This is a genomic window from Schaalia cardiffensis F0333, from assembly GCF_005886435.1.
Taxonomy (GTDB): Bacteria; Actinomycetota; Actinomycetes; order Actinomycetales; family Actinomycetaceae; genus Pauljensenia; species Pauljensenia cardiffensis.
The window spans coordinates 1,889,072-1,906,727 of the sequence record NZ_CP040505.1 but is presented as its reverse complement, the minus strand read 5'-3'; the positions used below and the strand labels follow the sequence as shown (position 1 = coordinate 1,906,727).

Genomic DNA, 17,656 nt, shown 5'->3' with positions numbered 1-17,656 from the left:
AGGAGAAACGGAGTGCGGGGTTGGGCGATCGTGTTCGGGGTACGAGCCTCACTCAGGGGCGGGATTCATCGTCGATGACGCGTCCAGCGTAGATGTGGGCGGCCATGCGCACGCCTTCGGAGTAGGCGATGGGGCCGACCTCGCCGATGCGAATGACGTGGTCGTCGCGCACCCAGTGCAGGTCGCCGGTTTCCGTTTCGGCCTCGGGACTGTCCGCGCCGATCCAGTAGCGGGCTGTGACGAGGGCGCCGTCCTCATAGACCGGACAGGTCGAGTAGCCGCCGGAGACTTTGAAGCCTGCGGCGGTGGCGCGTCCTGCGGCGTAACGCAGTTGTTTGAAGGAGCCGCCCGACCAGGTGTTGAGTTCGAGTGCTTCGGCCTTGGCGGGGTCTGCGCGGTGGACATCGCGGAAGAGCTGGTCGAAGCGTTGGGAAATGCCGAGTTCTGCTGCAAATTCTCGCAGCTCATCGAGGTCGGCGAGGGCAGCAGGGTGGGGGATGAGGACGGCCTCGTCGCTGATGCGTGCAGACTCTCCGTCGAGGTCAACGACACCGAGCGCATCTAAGTGTGCGGCGCGCAAGAATCCGGCGACCTCTCCGTCCGGGGTGGAGATGACGAGGTCAGTGAGCCAGGATCTCCATGCTTCATCGGGCCAGACGGCAGCCAGGAGGCTTCGGGGAACGGGAAGGGAACGCAAGAACCAGCGTTCGACGGCCTCCCCGACCTCGAGCTCGTGCTGGTGGAGGAAGATCAGGGTCGAGTCGAGGTCTTCCCAGACTTGAGTTTTCTTCGCGGCCGCGGGCACAGATTTGAGAGTTTTGCCTTTGTCGTTGCGGGCGACGATCTTGCCGTCCTCGATACTGAGTTCGTGACCGGTTCCGGTCGGGATCCACTCCATCGGGGTCCTTCCTCGCGGCGCCTTTGCGGTGTGCGATGGATGAGTCTTCGCGGTGCGGGTCGCGCAGGGCGAAGGGGTCGTATTGTGCCGGATAGGGGCCATGCCCTGCGTGAAGGGGGGCCATATTGTGCCCGAGCAAAGTCATGTCATGCCTGTTCGGCGGGGATTTTCGGAGTATATGTAGCGGCGGGAGGGGCGGTCAAGGACCTTGCTCTCTCAAGGTCTCAGGGGTACCGCATCGCTGGATTCTCCGCGTGGATCTTGCCGTTCGGCGCGCCTGTGCGCCGGGTGTTCCACATACTCTCGAGTGTGTGGGGCGGTTACGACTGTGCAGCGGGCCTGGGGCGCGCGCTGAACTCCAATCTTCTCAATGCGCCCGGCTGAGGGGAGAGTACGGCTGAGGGCAGGCGGCGAGGTCAGCTGGGGGCGGGGTGGAGAGCGCGGCTGAGGGTGGGCGGAGAGGCCGAGCCCGCCTGTGAAGAGCGCGTCTGGGGGTGGGCGGAGAGGCCAGGCCCGCCTGTGAAGAGCGCGTCTGAGGGCGGGTGGATAGCGCGTCTGAGGGCAGGCGGTGAGGTCGTCTGAGGGTGGGCGGAGAGGCCGAGCCCGCCTGTGAAGAGCGCCGCTAAGATCGAGGGCATGACGCTGCACCTGCACGACTCGAAAACGGCCCGACTCCAGCCCCTCACCCCGGTGACTCCCGGACACGTGGGGATTTACTTGTGCGGGGCCACCGTGCAGGGCTCGCCCCACGTCGGCCACCTGCGGGCCGCCGTCGCCTTCGACTCCCTCGTCAGGTGGCTGCGCCGCTCGGGCATGGAGGTCACCTACGTGCGCAATGTGACCGACATTGACGACAAGATCCTCAATAAGTCCGCGCAGGCGCAGGTCCCCTGGTGGGCGTGGGCGTACCGCTACGAACGCGAATTCACTCAGGCCTACGAGACCCTGGGCGTACTGCCCCCGAGCTATGAGCCTCGAGCCACCGGGCACATCCCCGAGCAGATCGACTTGGTGCGCCGCCTCATTGAGCGCGGCCACGCCTACGACGACGGACGCGGCAATGTCTACTTCGAGGTGCACAGCCAGCCCGACTACGGTTCCCTGACGCGCCAGCGCCTCGCCGATATGCGCACCACCGAGGACGAGGCCCAGATCGACGCGGCCCTCGAAGCGGGCAAACGCGACCCCAGGGACTTCGCCCTGTGGAAGTCCACGAAGCCCGGCGAACCTGAAACCGCATCCTGGGAGTCCCCCTGGGGTCAGGGCCGACCCGGATGGCATCTCGAATGCTCCGCCATGGCCAGGCGCTACCTCGGTGAGGAGTTCGACATTCACGGCGGCGGCATCGACCTGCGTTTCCCCCACCACGAGAACGAGCAGGCTCAATCGCATGGCGCCGGCTGGGGTTTTGCCCGCCTGTGGGTTCATAACGCGTGGGTGACGACCAAGGGCGAGAAGATGAGCAAGTCCCTCGGCAATGTCCTCTCGATCGGCGCACTCACCAAGGATTTCCCTGCCGTCGCGGTCAGATGGGCCCTGTCCACCGTGCATCACCGCTCCGCAATCGAATGGGGCGAGGAGACTCTTCCCGCCGCTGCAGCCGCCTGGTCGAAATTCTCAGGCTTCGTGGAGAGGTCCATCGGCCTCGCAGGTGAAGCCTGCGCCGAGGAGATCCTTCTGCCAGCCTCTGAACTTCCCGAAGGCTTCGCCACCGCCATGAACGACGACCTCAATGTCGCGGGAGCGCTCGCGGTCATCCATGAGCACATGAAGGCGGGCAACACGGCCATTGACGAGGGCGACAAGACGCTCGTCCGTCGAGAGCAGGTGCTCGTCCGTTCCATGCTTGACGTCCTCGGCCTTGATCCGGCTTCGGATCAGTGGCGCGGGGGACTTGGCGCGGGAGGGGCCGAGGGTTCTGCCGAGCATGAGGCCTTGGATGCTCTGGTTCGTGCCCTCATTGAAGAGCGCGCTCAGGCGCGCGCCGACAAGGACTGGGCTCGTGCGGACGCTTTGCGGGATCGACTCGCCCAGGCCGGGATCGCCGTCGCCGACGGCCGCGAGGGCGCGAGCTGGAGGCTGGGGTGAAGAGCGAAGGTTGTGTGAGGATCGAGAGGAGATGAGGATTCACAGTCCCGTGATGCTCTTAACTCTCAGATGAAAAGTCGATAGAATCACAGCACGATGCGCCCTCGGCTGGGGCATCGTCAGCACGGCCGCTCTGCTTGCAGGGCGGCCGTTTTTCTTCACTGCAATCAGTTTCACCGCGAACTCTTGCCCCCGGTTGTGGGTTACCGGCAGGAAAGTGTGGCATCGCTCGGGCGTGTCGTGGGGGTTATGTGCGTCCGGCCCAGCCTTTTCGGGTGTGGAAGCCGGTGTCGGGGCTGTAGGCGTTGTCGTAGTGTGTGGGCCCGTCTGGCCGGGGTTGTTGTTTGTGTGTTGTGGGGATGATCGTGTGGGGTTGCCTGGCGTGTTTGTCCCATTCGGCGAGCACTGTGGCGGCGTTGATGGGGTGTTGGTGGTGGGCGAGGAACCAGTGAATTGCGGTGATTTGGCGAGTCGTGTTCCAGCCTGCATGGGCGCGCAGTAGGGCGCGGATTTGAGCGTTGAGGGATTCGATGGGGTTGGTGGTGGATGCGAGGTTTGGTCGGCCAGGGTCGGTGAGGAATGTGAAGAGCTGTTTGTTCTTGAGGAGGCGTTCGAGCCGGTAGTACACGCGCCTGTCGCGTTCGTGGGTGTACCACCATTTCTTGCCTGTGGCTGCTGCCTTTTCGGGGTCTTGGGACGCGTAGGTGCGTTCTTTGAGGTAGTGGGCGTATTCGGTGTGGAAGGCGGCGAGCAGGCTCGCCCAGTGTGCGGCTTCATCCATGGTGGTGACGCGCAAGAGGGAATGGGACAGGCCTTTGAGGGCTTTCCCGGCGGGCGTGTGGGGGTTGTGGGTCAGGTCCACGGTGTTGTTGCGGTGGACATGCACGAGGCAGCGTTGGACCGGTTGGTCTGGTCCCCACAGGGTGCGGATCGCTGCCAGGGCGCCGCCTGCCCCGTCGGTAGTGATGATGCCCGGTGGGGGAAGTGGGCTGAGGAGCTGGGTGTAGGCCGTAGCGTTTTCTCGTCCGGCGGTAACCCAGTTCAACGGTGTGCGCCCGTCGGTGGCGATGAGGATGACCCAGGAGTGGGAAAGGAAGATCCCGTCAATGAACACCTGGTCATGAATGACGCCGTCCATGACTGGGAGGGGTGGTGGGACTTGCCAACACCACGAGGTGCGCTGGCGGAAGGATCGGCCGGTGAGTGTGCCGTCGCGTTCGGCTTGGCTGGTCTTGCCGGTCGCGTAGTTGATGAATGCTTCCAGGTCGTGGCGGCGAGTTACGTCAGGGCGCTTGAGAACTGTCGAGAATGAGCAGTTCCGGCAACGCCACCGGGGCGTACGAGAAGACGTTTTCCCGTTCGCGTTCATCGGCGCTCGGCAGATCGGGCACTTGGGGCGCTTGTCAACACTCACCCGCTCATATAGGCCCCACCCCTATGGGGAACGCGACTTTACGCGGTCAGATCAACGAAAAGTCCGGGTCGATGCCACACTTCCTTGCCGGTATCCCCCGGTTGTCGATAGAAGGGCTCCCTCGTCTTCTTCGCAAGAGGATCTTCGTTCTTCCTTTACGGCGTTGCTCCTTGGCCACTTGTAGAGATCAATGGCCGTGTGCAGCGCGTCTTCTCCCTCGAACTTGCTGAGGAACTCTTCGAGTCTGGGTGCACTGATCGCATCACGAAGAGCTTCAACATGGGGAGAGGCCTCGATAGTTCTCACAAAATCATTGCTACACTCGTAAGCGATCGCCCCGGGTCGGCCTCTGGTTTCTTATCCATGTCCCCGGGGCTTTGGCATACGTGAATCGGACCGCAATGGCCGCTTCGGAGTGCCGGATCAGCGCCGGGCCCCGCTAGGCTGATTCGGATCAGGCGCGCCGGGAGGCGCTCGCGACGAAGAAGGACGAACACGATGGCTGGAAACGACGGGCGCCGCGGAGCCGTGCGCAAGCCAGGCTCGAAGAAGGGCGCGAAAGTCGGGACGGGCGGACACTCGCGCCGTCGCCTCGAAGGCAAAGGCCCGACGCCCAAGGCCGAGGACCGCACCTACCATCCGGCTCATAAGCGCAAGGTTCAGCGTGAGGCGCGCGAAGACCAAGAGGCCGCGATCGCCCGCGCGCGTGCGAAGAGCTCCATCAAGATCGCCCCAGGTCATGAGCTTATCGCCGGGCGTAATCCCGTCGCCGAGGCCGTGCGCGCCTCCGTCCCGATTGAGCGCGTCTTCGTCCTCGACAATGTCAAGGATGACCGTGTTGAAGAGGTCATCCGCCAGGCCGCACATCTGGGGGCCCCGGTGTTCGAGGTGACGCGCCGCGATCTTGATGTTGCGACCGATGGGGCTGTCCATCAGGGTGTCGCGATCGAAGTGCGAGGCTATGAGTACGCGCAGGTCAATGACCTGATCGTGGGTTCTTTGCAGCAGCTGGGCACGCCGCTGCTCGTCGCCCTCGACCAGGTGACGGACCCGCATAACCTGGGGGCGGTCCTGCGTTCGGCGGGCGCTTTCGGCGCGGACGGGGTCATCATCCCCGAGCGTCGCAGCGCGGGAGTGAACACGACGGCGTGGAAGGTGTCGGCGGGCGCGGCTGCTCGCGTGCCCGTGGCGAGGGCGACCAACCTTGTGCGAGCGCTTGAGGACTGCAAGCGTGCCGGTTTCTTCGTCGTCGGACTCGACGGTGGTGGTGACGCTGAGCTGCGCGACCTGTCTTTGGCCACATCCCCGCTGGTCGTCGTCACAGGGGCCGAGGGCGCGGGGCTGTCCCGTTTGGTGCGCGAAACCTGCGATCAGATCGTGTCGATCCCGATCTCCTCGGCGGTCGAATCCTTGAATGCTGCAGTCGCCACGGGGATCGCCCTCTACGAGGTCGCATCGCTTCGGGCTGGGGAATAGGGGTGTAGCGGGCTTGAGGGGTGAAGACACGCCTTCACCGCTGGAGCGTGCTTTCTCATTGGGGCTCGGCTTGGGGAGTACGTGATTCGTACTCGTCGATGCACGAGTGAAACTTGAAGTGTCCACAGGCTGTGGAGATCGCGGACCTGCTTGTTGTGATGCCAAGAGTAGTCGGGGCGTTCGAACCCCGGATATTCTGTGATGGCCCCGGATTCGGGGATGACCCGACTAGTGGTGTTGGGATCTTGTGTTCCCCGCGTGAGCGGGGTGTTGGGGCGTTGGCTGCGACACCGTCGAAGAGCCCGGATTTTATTCCCTACGAGAGTGGGGGTTGGTCTCGCGCTTTGAAGGTTTTCTTTCTTTGAACTAACACTAGTGGAGTTGGGATAATTAAGGGCTATTGACAGACCTTCCCTTTAGTGTTGAGATATGAGCAGGTGATTCGAAAGTCGAGCAAGCTGCTCAGTGAGGAGGTGCGACGTGGTGAGAACGGCATCGAAGAAGGGGACTGCATCCATTGTTCCCCCATCCCCTCGACGCGGAGTCCAGTTCGGAGCTGCGGATCAGTCTCTGACTGACGCTGCGTTGTCCGAAGTTGCAAGGAGCTTTTGGGCCAAGAGCGGCGGACAAGGGTCAGAGATGTGGCTGTCGCTCGCGCAGCATCTCATGGACGCGTCCGATGTTGCGGCAGTTCTCTTCGATGAATACGCCGCTCCGGAGGTGCGGAGCCTCATGGCTTCCGTGTGGGACGGCAACGAGGCCCGCGCACGGTCGATGCTGCGATTCCTTGCTGGAGTTCACGATGTCGGCAAAGCCTCGGTGGCATTCTCATCGCAGGTTCCTTCCCTCGCCTCTTTTCTTTCGGACTTCGGAGTGGACGTGCTGCATTGGAAGGATCTTCCAGATCGGAAGAGCCTCCCTCATGGTTTCCTCAGCTACTTCGCCCTCGTCGATGCGATCGAGGACGGGGGTGGTGACCGCGGCAGAGCGACGCAGTGGGCTTCGCTCGTCGCCGTTCACCACGGCCGTTATCCCAATCCTTCCGCAATGGAAAAGGCGAGGAGAGTCCTTCGCCTTGTGGAGGGGCGACAACAGCAGAGTGCCTGGTCGAAGGGGCGGCGTGAACTCATTGAATGGATGGCGAGGAGAACAGGTATCGTCTTGAACTCTTCGGAGCCGAGCGAACTACCGCGACTGCCGATCGCTGTCGCTTCCGCCTATGGTGCTCTTATCGTCATGGCGGACTGGCTCGCCTCGAATGAGGAGTTCTTTCCTCTCTTCCTTCGAGACAGTCGCGCTGAGTCGATGAGTCCCTCGGCTCAGATTCAACGGGTACGGGGCGGTATGGGGCGTGCTCAGATGCCGCGTCCGCTCCGAATCGAGGACGGCGCCCCGGTGGATATCGAGGCCTCATATCGCCGTCGTTTTTCGTGGGGTGAGGATACACATCCGACAAAAGCGCAGTTGAGGGCCGTGGCTATTGCTGAGACCGAAGACCCTGACCTGATGATTGTCGAAGCTCCTCCCGGATCGGGCAAGACTGAACTCGCATTCTCTGTTGCAGAGCGAATGGTGCGGATGCGAGGCCTTCAAGGAGTGATGATCGCCCTGCCGACCCAGGCGACGACGAACGCCATGTTCGAGCGTGCCGAGACTTGGCTGTCGAATCTCCTTGGAGATGAACCCCAAAGACTTGGGATCCACCTTGCGCATGGGAAGAATGATCTCAATGAAGAGTTCGTCCGCCTCCTCGCAAAGGACTCCGCGCCGCTAGAAGTGTTAGACGAAGAAGAAGGGACGAGTGGTCTGTTCGCCAACCGCTGGATGGCAGCCCGCTGGCGCTCAACTCTTTCTCCCATCGTCATTGGAACGATCGACCAGGTTCTGCTCGCAGCATTGAAGTCCAGGCATGTGCTGATGCGCCATCTCGGTCTCCTCGGAAAAGTTGTCATCCTCGACGAAGTGCACGCTGCGGATGCCTATATGGAGATCTATTTGGAGTCCGCACTCGCATGGCTCGGCGCGTTCGGTGTTCCTGTTGTGCTCCTTTCCGCTACCTTGCCGTCCGCGCGTCGACAAGCACTGATCGCCGCTTATCGACGAGGACGAACCGGTGGGGAGCCGGGGGAGATAAAGGAACTCGAGGGCGACATCGGGTATCCGGTCCTCACGGTCCTCAAGGACAAAGGGACGAACATACGAAGTGAAGTAGTCCGCGACGAGGGCGAAGAGATCAGGAAGGTCATTCGGCCACTCGAAGCGGGTAATGAGGGACTTGCAGACTTCATCGATTCCCGTCTCGCTTCAGGCGGCTGTGCGGTAGTCATCAGGAACACCGTTGGTGATGCGCAGCGGACCTACGACGCAATACTCCAACGTTTCGGGGAAGAATCCACGACGCTGCTGCATTCCCGGTTCCTTGCGTGCGATCGAGCGCAACGAGACGAGCAAATGCTCGCGTTGTTCGGAAAAGGATCTTCGCGTAGGCCGAAGAAACATGTGGTCGTCGCGACTCAGGTGATTGAGCAGAGCCTCGATGTCGACTTCGACCTCATGATCACGGATCCGGCGCCGATGGATCTCGTTTTGCAGAGAATCGGACGTCTACATCGTCATTCGGGCCGTGCGAGGCCCGCGCCTCTTCAAGAAGCCGAGTGCTTCGTCCTCGTCGATCAATCGGGTGATGGAGCATGGGGATTCTCGCAGGGGACGGAAGCCGTGTACGGGAAGTCGCGGGTTTTGAGGATGCTTGCGATCCTCCACGATCACAATGCTGAGATCGTCCTTGAAAAGGCGGGGGACTTTGCTTCCTTCACTCAACTCGCCTATTCGAATACTCCCGTCGGACCGAGTTCGTGGCAGCCGTCTCTCAAAGAGGCATCGCGTCTTGATGAGGCTGAGACGAATAGCGTAACCGAGAAGGCGAAAGTATGGTCCTTTGACCCGGCAAGGGTCTCGACGTGGACGGGTGAAGCGCTGCTGCGGGACTTTGCCGGAGAAGCAGCGACAGGAGAGATCAGCGACCCGAAAACAGGGCTCGCGGCCCGTCCGGCGGTGAGGGATGCTGAGGATCAGATTCCGGTGCTCATCATCCCTGTTGATCCGGAGTACGGCGGGGCGGTGACTCCTCCCCCATGGCAAGAGGCCGAGGGTGAGCCGACCCTCATTGATGTCTCCGTGTGGCCTTCGCCGTCAATGGTTTCGCGAATCCGCACGTGGAGCGTGTCGCTTCCCCCTTGGCAGTTCCGAGAGACGGGAGAGAAGACTGATAATGCGGTGGACGCAGTTGCCTGTGCCCTCTGGGATGATCCTTGTATGCGGGAGTGGGGCTTCCTTGAGCATCCGCTTCTGCGTGGCGAATTGGTGCTTCCGATGCGCAGAGTTGACGCGCACTCACAACGTTTGGAAACGACGATTAGAGGCCGACGAGTGGTGTATACGAATCAACGAGGATTAGAGGTGCAGGGCTGATGAGTGAACTCGACTTTAACCTTCTCGACGAAGCGTGGATTCCCGTTCTCATGGTCGACGGAACTGCGCGAAGCATGGGGATCAGGGAGGTCTTTCATGAAGCGGGGGCGATTCGCGACATCGCGTGTGAGCTGCCGACTTTGAATATTGCAATTGAAAGGCTCTTGCTTGCGATCTGCTATCGCACACTTGATGTTCCGGATGTGGAATCCTGGTTGGATCTTTGGGACAGGGGTGTCCCTGAAGAGCCCATTCAGGAGTACCTCGATAGGTGGCACGACAGGTTCTTCCTCTTCGGAGGCAGGTACCCCTTCATGCAGGCCCCGGACCTTCGGACGGCGAAGGACGCCGTCTCTTCCTTGGACAAGATCATTGCGGATGTCCCCAATGGTGAGCCTTTCTTCACGACGCGGAACGGTGAAGCGATTCGGAACATTTCCGCAGCAGAAGCTGCACTGTGGCTTCTGCACGCTCAGACCTTCGACCCTGCCGGAATCCGCTCTGGGGCAGTGGATGATCCGGAGACGAAAGGAGGGAAAGGATATCCGATTGGCCCCTCTTGGACGGGACAATTGGGACTCGTCATCCTCAAGGGAGAAACCTTGGATGAGACCCTCGTACTGAACCTCGTCCCCTTTGAACGCTCCGGACTGAGAGGGCCCGCCAGCACAGGACCGAAAGGAGCCTGCTCCTGGGAGGTCAATGACGTGGAGACGGGACTGCGGCGCAACTATGCCGAGAACCCGGATCCCGATGGGTACTCGGTTTCGCGATTGCTTACCTGGCATTCTCGACGAGTGCGCCTAATCGGTAGCCGAGACGGCGTGACAGGAGTCGTTCTTACTCAAGGGGATCGGCTCAATCCGCAGAACATGCACCTCTACGAGCCGATGAGTCTGTGGAGATACTCGATGCCGCAGTCGAAGAAGGCTCGAATCGCGACTTACATGCCCCGTAAGCATGATCCGGCGAGGGCTTTCTGGCGTGCTCTACCTGGCGCTCTGCCTTTCACGCAGAAGGTGAAGGGCGCTGATAAGGGACAGTACGACATGTTCCTCCAAAGCGATATCTTGCGCTTCCATTCGAGTGAGGATCTTCGTGGTGTCGCGACCGCTTACCCGATTCGTTTTCAGATGGAAGCGATCGGTGTGACCTATGGTTCCAATGAAGCCGTTATCGACGATATCTATCACGATGCTCTTGCTTTGGCTTCTGTGCTCCTGGAACCGGGTGAAGGCGGGCTCGGCGACATTGTCAAGCAGTCTGTTGGAGACGTGGAGTCTGTCGCTCTAGTTATCGGCAATCTGGGGGCGAACATTTCTCGGGCTTCAGGAGAAAGAGGGGATGGGGCCGGCGACGCGGCGCGCGACCGAGCGAAGGAGCGTTTCTTCTCTCTCATCGATGATCCCTTCAGACAGTGGCTCTCCAGCATTGGCCCCTCTTCCGATCCGCTTGCCGAGCGTGCACGCTGGTCCGCCGAACTTCGTCGCATCGCACTGAGAACGTCTGAGGAACTACTGAGTCGAGCATCTGAATCCGCAGTCCGAGGACGCGACGTGGGAGGTTCTTATATCAGTGTGGGAATCGCGGAGAACTACTTCATGAAGAAGCTGAATGAGATCGTGCCGTCGAAGCGGACGGCGCAGAAGGGAATGGGGGAATGACAGAGGAGTCTCGGGCGCAGATATCGGTGCCCACTAGAGATCTTGGTAGTCCCGAGGATGTGCGGAATCGTGTTCTTTCGGTGATCGCACGGCTGAAAGGCCACAATCCCTTTGCGATAGCTGGACGGGCGCAGTTGCGTTCAGCTCTGGGTAAGAACGTCGGTGAGGTGCCCTCAGTGTGGGCGTACACTCTCGAGTCTGGGGATGAGCACCAGATCGGGAATGAAGCGACCCAGGGTGAGCTCGCAGTTCATGCGGCGCTCACGCTGTGGGCGATGCATCAAGGATCGCACGACACGTCGATGCATATGCGAAGCCAGCGGGGGGCGACGATTGGTGCTTCCGCTCGAAGGGTCGCGGTCTCAGGAGCATCGGATAATCGTTGCCCGGAAGAGCACCCGATCTACCGCCGTTTGTGTGCGATGATCTCCGCTCAAACTTTCGATGCGCTCGTCACTCACGCTCGGGGCCTTGTGAGCGTCATGTCATCAGCGGACGTTCAAATCGATTACGGACGCCTCGCTTCTGACTTCTACTCGTGGCAGAATCCTCGACTCCGCTCCAGAGTCGTACGCCAATGGGGTCGAGACTTCGCGCGTACGCCCCTGTCTGAAGACGGCGTGGCCGGAGGCAACGTCGTAGACCTTGAACCAATTCAATCCGAATCTGCAATTCCCCAAGACTGAAAGGACCGACTCCCATGGCTCGCTACATCGACATCCACATTCTCCAGACTTTGCCTCCGTCCAATCCGAATCGGGATGACACTGGCGCTCCGAAGACCGCGACTTTCGGTGGGGCACGCCGTATGCGCATCTCTTCACAGGCCATCAAGCGTGCGACGAGGCTCGACTTTGAACAGTCGCTTCCGGATGGTAATCGTGGCATTCGGACGAAACGAATCGTCGAGCTGCTGCGCGACGTGATTGTTGAGAAGAGGGCGGATCTTGAGGATCGTGCTACCCAACTCGCAGAACTTGCGCTGACCGAAATCGGCTTCAAGATCTCCGACCCGAAGGGTAAGAAGACTGAACAGCAGATGAAGGAGGCGGGATTCCTCGTCTTCTTGTCTGCCAAACAGGTTGAACATGTCGCAGAGGCGGTTATTTCTGTCGCCGATGAAGAGGATGTAAAGAAGGCGTTTAAGGCGTTGAAGCCGAAATCACTCGTTGACACTGAACACTCTGTGGACATCGCTCTCTTCGGTCGTATGGTGGCCGAGCCGAACTCTCTCAACGTCGATGCCGCCTGCCAAGTTGCTCACGCACTCGGCGTCGGACAAGTCGAGTCTGAATTCGACTACTTCACGGCGGTCGATGATGCCAAGCGCAACGATGATGATGCCGACGAGGGCGCTGGGATGATCGGTACGATCGAATTCGCCTCTGCGACTCTCTACCGGTATGCGACAATTAACGTTGATCTCCTCGTTGAAAACCTCGGTTCCCTTGAGGTTGCAGAGCAAGCGATTGAGATCTTCATCGGGAGTTTTCTGCGTTCGATGCCGACGGGAAAACTTACGACCTTCGCGAATCGAACCCTCCCGGACGCTGTTCTCATCCAGGTGCGCGACGACCAGCCGATCAACCTTGTCGGGGCTTTCGAATCTCCAGTTCGTCCAGATCGTGACGGTTTTGTCGCGCCCGCAGTCGAGCAGTTCGTCGCGTTCGAGCGTGAATTGGAGGAAGGAAGCGGTATGAAGCCGTTGTCTTCCTTCGTCTCGTGGACCACTTCTCGTGCAGTGGCTTTCGCGGAGCTTGGGCAAAGGATTCCGCTGGCAGAGCTCGGCACTACGGTTGTGCAATCAATTCGGGACGCTCGATGAGCAAGATCCTCATCTTGAGGCTCGCTGCACCCATGCAGTCATGGGGGGCATCGAGCCGATTCACGCAGCGTGGCACGGAAGCGTTTCCGACGAAAAGCGGAATAGTTGGTCTTCTCGCGGCTGCTGAGGGAAGACGCCGAAGCGACTCAATCGAAGACCTTGCAGGTCTGAGAATCGCGGCGCGTATCGACCAACCCGGTGAACTCCTCAGGGATTTCCACACGGCGCATAGGGGTGGTGTGCCGATGCCTCTTTCTGATCGCTTCTACATCTCCGATGGTGTTTTCGTCGCTTTCGTTGAGGGAGAAGACAATCTGATTGATGCTCTCCTTCATGCGATTCAGCGTCCAAAATTCCCCTTGTTCCTTGGAAGACGGGCATGCCCTCCGGCTCTCCCACTCCTTCTCGAGAGCCGGAGTGGGACGATGTGGTCCGCAATCACAGAACTCCCTTGGCAGGCAGCGCGCTTTCACCAGAGAAAATATAAGACGCTGGAGACTGTGAGCCTACGAGTCGTAGCTGATGAGGGGATCATTCCCGGCAGAATCGATTCGACGAGGACGATTCAGGACGTTCCTCTTAGCTTCGCTTCCGAGCGAAGGGAATACGGAATCCGAAACATTGACGAGGCCAGGGTCGATCTTCCCAATCCGGAGTATGTTCCCGTGGTGCCTTCACAGTTGTCTGCAGGAATCTCCCACGATCCGATGGAGGTGATCTGATGTACCTGACCCGGGTGTATCTGAACCCATATCGAAGAGGGTGCAAGTTCCTCATTTCTTCACCACAGAGGATGCATGCAGCTGTGCTCGCAAGCTTTCCTCCGGGGAGTATTCCCAGCTCTAGTGAGGGACGTGTCCTCTGGAGGATTGATCGTCCGCCAAAGACCTCCCGTTCTACGAATGAGAATAGCCCTGCGATCGCTCTTTACATTTCGAGCCCAGTTGCCCCGGATCCAGCAGCCATCGTTGAACAAGCCGGATATGAGGTCAATGGGAGTGTTTTGGTCAAGAGAACAGATGACTTCCTGGACTCACTGCGAGAGGGGCAGCTGTGGTCGTTCCGAGTCACGGTTAATCCCACCTTTCGACGTGCCGGGCAAGAGGACGAGAGGGGCCGGAAGAAAGTGCTTGCACATGTCACCGTCGCACAGCAGACTCAATGGTTCCTCGACCGCGCTGTACCGAATGGCTTCGAGATTCCTCTTATGAGTGAATTTGGAGGGGATGTCTCTCGGACGTTGAGTGCAGATGGGGGACTTGTGGGAAGCGATGCTCCCTTTATTGGGCTTGTCGAACGTCGCAGCGAGCGTTTCCGACGTAACCACGATGAAAGAGTAGACGTGGTTGCTTTGCAGTTGGCAACGTTCGAAGGCAAACTGCGAGTCACTGATCCCGACTTGCTGAGACATGCTCTCGTCAACGGAATTGGCAGGGCAAAAGGGTACGGTGCAGGGCTCTTGTCTTTGGCGCGAGCATGACAGGCTTTCCTGGAATTCGCCCCCCGGACCCGAAGGACCTTCTTCGGGTCCGGGACCGCCTGACTTTCCTTTACATCGAGCGCTGTGTCGTGCATCGCGACTCGAACGCAATCACCGTGACTGACCGGAGAGGTGTGGCTCATGTCCCTGCTGCGGCACTATCGGTTCTCATGATCGGCCCGGGCGTCCGGATCACGCATAGTGCGGTCTCCTTACTCGCTGAAAGTGGGGCGACCGCTGTGTGGGTCGGTGAGAACGGCGTTCGTTATTACGCTCATGGTGTACCACCATCGCGTTCCTCCCGGCTTCTTGAAGCACAAGCGCGAGCGGTCAGCGACCCTCGTGTACGCTTATCTGTTGCTCGCCAGATGTATCTCAAACGTTTCCATGGTGAGAATGTTGCCGACCTCAGCATGCAGCAATTACGCGGACGAGAGGGAGCTCGAGTACGCCGGATTTACAGGGAGAATTCAAGCCGTACTGGGGTCGAATGGGACGGCCGTGACTACGATCCGGACAATTTTGAGTCCGGGTCAGTGGTCAACAGGTGCTTATCTGCGGCGAATAGCGCTATGTACGGGATCATCCATGCCGTTGTCGTCGCCCTTGGCTGTTCACCAGGTTTAGGTTTCATACACACGGGCAACTATCGCTCCTTCATCTACGACATTGCTGATCTCTACAAGGCGGATCTATCGATTCCGGTTGCTTTCGATGTCGCGGCTCAACAGCTCGATACAGGAGTCGGAGAAGAAACTAGAAGACGGATGCGAGATGCCATCCGTGAAGCAAGGATTCTCGAACGTTCTGTGGCCGACATTAAAGAGCTCTTTGCGCCGATGATGTTGGAAGACTCGGAGCAAGACGAAGAGCTTGCTGTCGCTGACCTGAGACTCTGGGACGACCAAGGCAGTCCTGTGCTTGCGGGCGTCTCATACGAGGAGCACTGACAGTCAATGGTTGTCGTGGTGCTTTCGGTTGTTCCTGATTCACTGCGCGGGCACGTGACTCGGTGGTTGCTTGAAATATCTCCTGGAGTCTTCGTCGGGAACCTGAACGCACGCGTGCGGGAACGTTTGTGGACAGTGATCCAGGAGAACATTGGCAGTGGACGGGCGATTATGGTCTTTCATGCGTCGAATGAGCAGAGACTGTCGTTTCTGACCTTGGGTGATCCATGGGTGCCGACCGATTTTGAGGGCCTCACCCTCATGGTTCGTCCGGGTGGATATGACGATGAGAACGCGCCGGAACAGCGGTCAGATCGGGGTGAGGGACACCGTCGTCCCGGTATGAGCAATTTCGAGAAACGACGACGGGCGCGGCGAGGTTTCCCAAGAACGGATCGACAAACGCTCTAAAATCGCAGATCATTAAGTGTGCTCCCCGCGTGAGCGGGGATGAGCCGGCTTCACTTGCCCGTTTAGGGCGGTCATGCTGGTGCTCCCCGCGTGAGCGGGGATGAGCCTCGCCGGTACCGCAGGGCCGGGGCCGTCATCATGTGCTCCCCGCGTGAGCGGGGATGAGCCCTACGGAATCCGGCAGGGGAGAGCCCAACTCACGTGCTCCCCGCGTGAGCGGGGATGAGCCGTCTCGCATCGAGACCTTGCCGGTCGTCCGCTGGTGCTCCCCGCGTGAGCGGGGATGAGCCCCGCGTCGTGCGCAACCGCGCCCTTGGCAAGCGGTGCTCCCCGCGTGAGCGGGGATGAGCCGACCTCGTCCCAGATGTTCCAGCGCATCACAGTGTGCTCCCCGCGTGAGCGGGGATGAGCCGGGTGGCGTGCAGCCGCTTTCGTTGTACGCGTGGTGCTCCCCGCGTGAGCGGGGATGAGCCTGTTATCCGCGACGACATCGGCATATGTATCGAGTGCTCCCCGCGTGAGCGGGGATGAGCCCACATGGAACGGCACCTGGACTCACGTCCTGCGGTGCTCCCCGCGTGAGCGGGGATGAGCCCGCCGCAGATGCGGCGCCCAGCAACCACTCTCTGTGCTCCCCGCGTGAGCGGGGATGAGCCGGGTGGCGTGCAGCCGCTTTCGTTGTACGCGTGGTGCTCCCCGCGTGAGCGGGGATGAGCCCCGGATTTACTGCAACATCCTGGCCCTTCGGGAGTGCTCCCCGCGTGAGCGGGGATGAGCCGAAGAAGACGGAGGAGAAGCCCGCCCCGGCTCCGTGCTCCCCGCGTGAGCGGGGATGAGCCCGTCGCAGGCCACAGGCTGTGCGACTCCCAACCGTGCTCCCCGCGTGAGCGGGGATGAGCCGCCGTCAATGAGGACGGCGGGCGAAACGCCTAGGTGCTCCCCGCGTGAGCGGGGATGAGCCGCAAGGAAAGACGCCCGAGCAGACGCGATCCAGGTGCTCCCCGCGTGAGCGGGGATGAGCCGATCGGGTTGGCGGCGAGGACGGCGGACAGGGCGTGCTCCCCGCGTGAGCGGGGATGAGCCGGCTCGCTTGGCTTTGCGCGTGTCTGCTGTGACGTGCTCCCCGCGTGAGCGGGGATGAGCCCATCTGGTACCCCATCACCGGCGTCGCCGTCGTGTGCTCCCCGCGTGAGCGGGGATGAGCCGCGCGAGCGTGGCGGCGGCCTGGGCTTCTTGATGTGCTCCCCGCGTGAGCGGGGATGAGCCCTGGCTCACCCCCCAGGTCAGACGCTGGGCTTAGTGCTCCCCGCGTGAGCGGGGATGAGCCACGCTCGCGAGAATCGCTGGCCTCAAGAAGGCAGTGCTCCCCGCGTGAGCGGGGATGAGCCGAGAGCATCGCCGACCGCGTAGTTGTCGGGGTTGTGCTCCCCGCGTGAGCGGGGATGAGCCCTCCTCAGCGAGGCATACACTGAGCGCCGCGTCGTGCTCCCCGCGTGAGCGGGAATGAGCCTTGCTTCGTGTTCGCGACGACGGAGACCTTGACGTGCTCCCCGCGTGAGCGGGGATGAGCCTGCGATGGGTGATAGAGGCGACGAGCTGGGTTAGTGCTCCCCGCGTGAGCGGGGATGAGCCCTCGACCCGAAGAACCCCGGCGCGTTCCGTTACGTGCTCCCCGCGTGAGCGGGGATGAGCCCAGGCAGACGAGCGTCATATTGCGCCGTTGCAGGTGCTCCCCGCGTGAGCGGGGATGAGCCGTCGGATCGGAGCAGGAGCGGATTGCAACGCAGGTGCTCCCCGCGTGAGCGGGGATGAGCCGTGGAGGACGCGCGATGAGTGTAATCGATGTTGGTGCTCCCCGCGTGAGCGGGGATGAGCCCTCCGCAGTTTCTCGAGTCGTCCAAAGTCTGGGGTGCTCCCCGCGTGAGCGGGGATGAGCCGGTCACGCAGGCTGAGCTGGCGGCCATGCGAAAGTGCTCCCC

The 17,656-nt window shown here is 60.8% G+C and carries 12 protein-coding genes and 1 CRISPR repeat array (1 of these 13 only partly in view); of the genes, 10 read left to right on the top strand and 2 right to left on the bottom strand.

Features of this window, described 5'->3' with window-relative positions; all coding sequences use genetic code 11:
• Positions 1 to 52 precede the first annotated feature (52 nt).
• Entirely contained in the window at positions 53 to 898 is an 846-nt protein-coding gene (locus FFA61_RS07905) for a DUF4132 domain-containing protein (RefSeq protein WP_005963224.1), read from the bottom strand.
• Positions 899 to 1,534: 636 nt separating this feature from the next.
• Here FFA61_RS07905 and cysS point away from each other — a divergent pair.
• The gene (gene cysS / locus FFA61_RS07900; RefSeq protein ID WP_040313991.1) at positions 1,535 to 2,986 is read left to right on the top strand and encodes a cysteine--tRNA ligase; all 1,452 of its coding nucleotides are present in this window, start codon (positions 1,535 to 1,537) and stop codon (positions 2,984 to 2,986) included.
• Between the two features lie 247 nt (positions 2,987 to 3,233).
• On the opposite strand, the gene FFA61_RS07895 is transcribed toward cysS, so the two are convergent.
• Positions 3,234 to 4,400 carry an IS1249 family transposase gene (locus FFA61_RS07895; RefSeq protein ID WP_131247423.1) on the bottom strand — a complete coding sequence of 389 codons (1,167 nt, stop codon included), beginning with the start codon at positions 4,398 to 4,400 and terminating at the stop codon, positions 3,234 to 3,236.
• Between the two features lie 498 nt (positions 4,401 to 4,898).
• Between FFA61_RS07895 and rlmB the strand changes: the two genes are divergently transcribed.
• The 9 genes from rlmB to cas2e all read left to right on the top strand — a co-directional run bounded on the left by rlmB (position 4,899) and on the right by cas2e (position 15,677).
• Positions 4,899 to 5,876, top strand: a complete 978-nt coding sequence (gene rlmB / locus FFA61_RS07890) for a 23S rRNA (guanosine(2251)-2'-O)-methyltransferase RlmB (protein WP_005963235.1) — start codon at positions 4,899 to 4,901, stop codon at positions 5,874 to 5,876.
• 639 nt (positions 5,877 to 6,515) lie between these two features.
• Entirely contained in the window at positions 6,516 to 9,347 is a 2,832-nt protein-coding gene (locus FFA61_RS07885; RefSeq protein WP_005963237.1) for a CRISPR-associated helicase/endonuclease Cas3, read from the top strand.
• Complete coding sequence (gene casA, locus FFA61_RS07880) at positions 9,347 to 11,011, top strand: type I-E CRISPR-associated protein Cse1/CasA (RefSeq protein WP_005963238.1); 1,665 nt, start codon at positions 9,347 to 9,349, stop codon at positions 11,009 to 11,011. The genes FFA61_RS07885 and casA overlap by 1 nt, the downstream gene beginning before the upstream one ends.
• Entirely contained in the window at positions 11,008 to 11,697 is a 690-nt protein-coding gene (casB, locus tag FFA61_RS07875; RefSeq protein ID WP_005963240.1) for a type I-E CRISPR-associated protein Cse2/CasB, read from the top strand. Before casA ends, casB begins: the two co-directional genes overlap by 4 nt.
• A 14-nt stretch (positions 11,698 to 11,711) precedes the next feature.
• Complete coding sequence (gene cas7e / locus FFA61_RS07870; RefSeq protein WP_005963242.1) at positions 11,712 to 12,836, top strand: type I-E CRISPR-associated protein Cas7/Cse4/CasC; 1,125 nt, start codon at positions 11,712 to 11,714, stop codon at positions 12,834 to 12,836.
• Positions 12,833 to 13,558: a type I-E CRISPR-associated protein Cas5/CasD gene (gene cas5e / locus FFA61_RS07865; RefSeq protein ID WP_005963243.1), complete on the top strand. Its 726-nt coding sequence runs from the start codon at positions 12,833 to 12,835 to the stop codon at positions 13,556 to 13,558. Before cas7e ends, cas5e begins: the two co-directional genes overlap by 4 nt.
• A complete protein-coding gene (gene cas6e / locus FFA61_RS07860) occupies positions 13,558 to 14,316 on the top strand; it encodes a type I-E CRISPR-associated protein Cas6/Cse3/CasE (protein ID WP_083879462.1) in 759 nt (252 codons plus the stop codon). The genes cas5e and cas6e overlap by 1 nt, the downstream gene beginning before the upstream one ends.
• Complete coding sequence (gene cas1e, locus FFA61_RS07855) at positions 14,313 to 15,266, top strand: type I-E CRISPR-associated endonuclease Cas1e (protein ID WP_005963245.1); 954 nt, start codon at positions 14,313 to 14,315, stop codon at positions 15,264 to 15,266. Before cas6e ends, cas1e begins: the two co-directional genes overlap by 4 nt.
• A gap of 6 nt (positions 15,267 to 15,272) precedes the next feature.
• Entirely contained in the window at positions 15,273 to 15,677 is a 405-nt protein-coding gene (gene cas2e, locus FFA61_RS07850) for a type I-E CRISPR-associated endoribonuclease Cas2e (protein ID WP_040313612.1), read from the top strand.
• Between the two features lie 18 nt (positions 15,678 to 15,695).
• A CRISPR array of direct repeats spans positions 15,696 to 17,656; the repeat unit is 28 nt; unit sequence GTGCTCCCCGCGTGAGCGGGGATGAGCC (it continues 1,911 nt past the right edge of the window).